This window comes from Isoptericola sp. NPDC060185, from assembly GCF_042728595.1.
GTDB lineage: Bacteria > Actinomycetota > Actinomycetes > Actinomycetales > Cellulomonadaceae > Isoptericola.
Map to the genome: position 1 here is coordinate 1 of NZ_JBHWYY010000135.1, position 4475 is coordinate 4475.

Annotated in this window: 3 protein-coding genes and 1 tRNA gene; 3 read left to right on the forward strand and 1 reads right to left on the reverse strand. The window is 73.7% G+C overall.

Annotated features, from left to right (window positions below; genetic code table 11):
- Positions 1–72: 72 nt before the first annotated feature.
- A complete protein-coding gene (locus tag ACFWDO_RS21140; protein WP_380326768.1) occupies positions 73–762 on the reverse strand; it encodes an ANTAR domain-containing response regulator in 690 nt (229 codons plus the stop codon).
- Positions 763–895: 133 nt separating this feature from the next.
- Between ACFWDO_RS21140 and ACFWDO_RS21145 the strand changes: the two genes are divergently transcribed.
- The 3 genes from ACFWDO_RS21145 (at position 896) to ACFWDO_RS21155 (ending at position 4411) form a co-directional block, all read left to right on the forward strand.
- Positions 896–969: transfer RNA gene (locus ACFWDO_RS21145), tRNA-Leu, on the forward strand.
- Between the two features lie 329 nt (positions 970–1298).
- Positions 1299–2654: an exo-beta-N-acetylmuramidase NamZ domain-containing protein gene (locus ACFWDO_RS21150; RefSeq protein ID WP_380326765.1), complete on the forward strand. Its 1356-nt coding sequence runs from the start codon at positions 1299–1301 to the stop codon at positions 2652–2654.
- A 56-nt stretch (positions 2655–2710) separates the two neighbouring features.
- Positions 2711–4411 carry a serine hydrolase gene (locus ACFWDO_RS21155; RefSeq protein ID WP_380326762.1) on the forward strand — a complete coding sequence of 567 codons (1701 nt, stop codon included), beginning with the start codon at positions 2711–2713 and terminating at the stop codon, positions 4409–4411.
- Positions 4412–4475 lie beyond the last annotated feature (64 nt).

Below are 4475 nucleotides of genomic sequence, written 5' to 3' on the forward strand. Positions count from 1 at the left end.
GGGGACAGGAGGCGCACGGCGGCCCAGCCGGTCGCAGGACACGTCCTGCGACCGGGCCACGACAGGTGCGGATCAGGCCCCGCCGACCTGCTCGATGACGGCGTCCGCGACCTCGCGCATGGTGAGGCGGCGGTCCATCGACGTCTTCTGGATCCAGCGGAAGGACTCCGGCTCGCTCAGACCCATCTTGGTCATCAGCAGGCCCTTGGCGCGGTCCACGCGCTTGCGGGTCTCGAAGCGCTCGGTGAGGTCCGCGACCTCCGACTCGAGGGCGCCGATCTGCTGGTAGCGGGAGATGGCGATCTCCACGGCCGGCAGCAGGTCGGCCGGGGTGAACGGCTTGACGACGTAGGCCATCGCTCCCGCGTCGCGCGCCCGCTCGACGAGCTCGGTCTGCGAGAACGCGGTGAGCAGCACGACCGGCGCGGCGTGCGCCTTGCCGATCCGCTCGGCCGCCGAGATGCCGTCCAGCTCGGGCATCTTGACGTCCATGACCACCACGTCGGGCTTGAGCTCGGTGGCGAGGCGGACCGCGGTCTCCCCGTCGCCGGCCTCGCCGACGACGTCGAAGCCGGCCTCACGGAGCGTCTCGACGACGTCCATCCGGATGAGGGCCTCGTCCTCGACGACGACCGCTCGACGCGCGGGTCGTTCCGGCGTCTTCGGGGCCTCGGGCTCCTGGTCGATCAGGGGCGGCAGGTCGAGCGGCACCGTCGCCTCGGGCTTCGCGTCGTGGGGCTTCTCGTCGGTCACGCGCTCCATCCTAGTGGCCGCCACGGGGCGACGCGTCCCGTGCCGGGTGTGACGAGGGCGACGACTCGCGCGTCGGCGCGCGTCCCCGGGTCGGGACGGTTCGGCCCGTGACCTGCACGTGTGGTTCGATGGGCCTCGCACCGCCCCGGTAGCCCAACCGGCAGAGGCAATCGGCTCAAACCCGATCCAGTGCGGGTTCGAATCCCGCCCGGGGCACCTCGTACCGTCCCGGGGATGTCTCCCCCCGGCATCTCCCGTCACCTCGCGCCGCCGTCGCGCGCCAGGGACCACTCCCACCCGCACGCTCCTTCCCGCCCGGTCCCTTGCCGCGGGCTCGCGGTGTCGGTAACTTTCAGGAGCACGGCCCCACGGGGCAACCATTGACGAAGACGCGACGTGTCCGGTGCGAGCGTCCCGCGACGAGGCGGGGCGCGTCGGCACCCTCGCGCCGGCGATGACGCCGGCGCCCCTCGCCGGACGACCCGGGCCCGACGACGCTCCCGGGACGCCCTGCACGCAGCACGAGGCAGAAAGGACCCCTGACGATGCGCCACCATCCCGACGCCCGACCACCGGCCGACCGCGGCCCCCGGCTCAACCGCCGCCAGCTCCTCACCGGTACCGCGCTGGGCGCGGCCGCCATCCCTCTCACGGCACCGGGCGCCCAGGCCCTGCCCGGCGCCGCCACGTCGGCCGGTGTGCCCGCCCGGCCGGTCGTGCCGGGCGCCGACCGCGCCCACGCCGACGGCTGGGCCGCGCTGCGCGGCGAGCGCGTCGGCATCATCACCAACCCCACCGGCGTGCTGCGCAACCTGCGCAACGTCGTCGACGAGATGCATGCCTCCGGCGCCGTCGACCTCGTCGGCGTCTTCGGGCCCGAGCACGGCTTCCGCGGCACCGCCCAGGCGGGCAGCTCCGAGGGGACGTTCGTCGACGAGCGCACCGGTCTGACGGTCTACGACGCCTACGGGGCCGGCGTCGCGAAGATGACCGAGATGTTCGCCGCCGCCGACGTGGAGACCGTCGTCTTCGACATCCAGGACGTCGGCGCCCGCTTCTACACGTACATCTGGACGATGTGGACGGCCATACAGGCCGCCGTCGCGACGGGATCGCGGTTCGTCGTCCTGGACCGACCCAACCCCGTGGGCGGGACCGCCCGCGGGCCGATGATGACCAGCGCGTTCACCTCGGGCGTCGGCGCGAAGGAGATCGTGCAGGCGCACGGCATGACGGTGGGCGAGCTCGCCCGGTTCTTCGACGGCGAGTTCCTGCCCGACGTCGTCGGCGAGCGCCTGGCACGTCTCGACGTGGTCCAGGTCGCCGGGTGGCGCCGAGACGTCACGTTCGCCGGGACCGGGCTCGACTTCGTCATGCCCAGCCCCAACATGCCCACCCCCGACACGGCCCTCGCCTACCCCGGCACGTGCATGTTCGAGGGGACGAACCTGTCGGAGGGCCGCGGCACCACCCGGCCGTTCGAGCTCATCGGCGCGCCGTTCGTCGACCACCGCTGGGCGCAGGCCCTCACGGACGCGGGGCTGCCCGGGGTGCTCTTCCGCGAGGCGTACTTCAACCCGACGTTCAACAAGCACGCCAACAAGGTGTGCGGGGGCGTCCAGGTCACCGTGGACGACCCGGCCCGCTTCGACCCGGTCCGCACGGGCGTGGCGATGCTCGTCACCGCCGCGGCGCTGTACCCCGAGTTCGCCTGGCGCCAGGACGCGTGGGACACCGCGCGCCCGTTCTGGATCGACAAGCTCACCGGGTCTCCGCGGCTGCGCCAGCAGATCGACGCCGGCGCGGCCACCGACGAGGTCGTCGGCGCCTGGCAGGACGAGCTGGCCGACTTCGACCGGCGGCGCCAGCAGTACCTCCTGTACAACGGGCCCCAGGCATGAGCGCCCGGGTGCGGCGCGGGCCGGGACGAGGACGTGGACCTGGACGGGGGCGGGCGATGATCGCTGCGGGACTGGCGGCCGGCCTCCTCGTGGTGCCGCTCGTCCACGTCACGACGGCCACCGCGGACGGTGGACCCGCCGTGCAGTTCATGCCCCCGTCGACGACGCTCGGAGCGGCAGACCCGGCGGACGTCGGGCTGGACCCCGCGCCCATCGAGGCCGCCGTGGCCCAGGTGCGTTCCCACGAGCAGCCGGTCGGCAGCGCGGCGTACCCCCTGTACCCGGGTGCCGTCGGGCTCATGGGCTACGAGGGCAAGGTGGTGCGCACGGACGCCAGCGGCTGGGCCGTGGCCTACGGCGAGAAGGGCGTGCCCCTGCCCGCGGACCATCGCGTCCCCATGCGCGAGGACACGATCTTCGACCTCGCCTCCGTGTCGAAGCTCTTCACGTCGATCGCCGTCGTGCAGCTCGTCGAGGAGGGGAAGGTCGGCCTCGACGAGCCGCTCGCCACGTACCTGCCCGAGTTCGCCGCCGGCGGCAAGGAGCACGTCACGGTGCGCCAGCTGCTCACGCACACCTCCGGCTTCGTGGCGTGGCTGCCGCTGTGGAGCGCCTACCCCGACCGCGAGTCCCGGATCGCGGCCGTCATGGCACAGCCGCTCGACGTACCGCCGGGCACGCGCTACCTGTACAGCGACCTCAACCTCATCAGCCTGGGCGTGCTGGTCGAGAAGATGCGGGGCGAGCCGCTCGACCAGGTCGTGGCCCACCGGATCACCGGCCCGCTCGGCATGAGCGACACCGGCTACAACCCGACCGCGGTGGAGCGCACCGCGGCGACCGAGTACCAGTCCAGCCCGCCGCGCGGCGTCGTCCGGGGCGAGGTGCACGACGAGAACGCGTGGTCCCTCGGCGGGGTCGCCGGCCACGCCGGCGTGTTCTCGACCGCCGGCGACCTGGCGGTCCTGTCCCAGGCGTTGCTCAACGGCGGCCGGTACGGCAAGGCCCGCATCCTGTCCCCCGCGTCGGTGCGTCTCATGGTCACGGACTTCAACACCGCGTTCCCCGGGGACGCCCACGGGCTCGGCTTCGAGCTGGACCAGCGGTGGTACATGGACGCGATGTCCGGCCCGCACACGGCCGGGCACACCGGGTACACGGGCACGTCGATCGTCATCGACTTCGACACGCACTCGTTCGCGATCCTGCTGACCAACCGCGTGCACCCGTCGCGCAGCTCGGGCAGCGTCAACGGCGCCCGGCGCGAGTGGGCGCACGGCCTCGCCTACGCGCAGGGGGTCGACGCGAACCGCGGCGACGACGCCTGGTTCTCCGGGGACGCCAACGCCACGACGTCGACGCTCACCGCTGCGCTGGACGTCCCCGCGACGGGCGGCCGGCTCGCGTTCGACCTCTGGCTCGACACCGAGGAGAGCGACCTGCTGCACCTGGAGACCTCCGCCGACGGCGGGGCCACCTGGGAGCCCCTGCCGTTCGTCGTGCGCGACCGCGGCCCGGTCGACCAGCCCGACGGCGTCACGTCCGGCTCCGGCACCCGCCGGTGGACGCAGGCGCGCGCCGACCTGGCGCCGGGCGCGCAGCTGGTGCGCTGGCGCGTCGTGACCGACCCGTCCTACCTGGGCCGTGGCGTCCTCGTGGACGACGTCGTCGCGCGGGCGCAGGGCGGGCTGCTGCTCGACGGCGAGGCGGACCCGGGGGCGTTCCAGGCCGTCGGCTGGCGGCTCGTGGACCGCTGACCCGCACCACCGGGACGGGAACGACGCCGGGGGCGTGCGGCAGGGCTCAGCCCACCGCACGCCC

Bases quoted from the DNA above. Each gene is read 5' to 3' on its own strand.
- ACFWDO_RS21155 (WP_380326762.1), top strand. From the start codon at position 2,711: ATGATCGCTGCGGGACTGGCGGCCGGCCTCCTCGTGGTGCCGCTCGTC.
- ACFWDO_RS21150 (WP_380326765.1), top strand. From the start codon at position 1,299: ATGCGCCACCATCCCGACGCCCGACCACCGGCCGACCGCGGCCCCCGG.
- ACFWDO_RS21140 (WP_380326768.1), bottom strand. From the start codon at position 762: ATGGAGCGCGTGACCGACGAGAAGCCCCACGACGCGAAGCCCGAGGCG.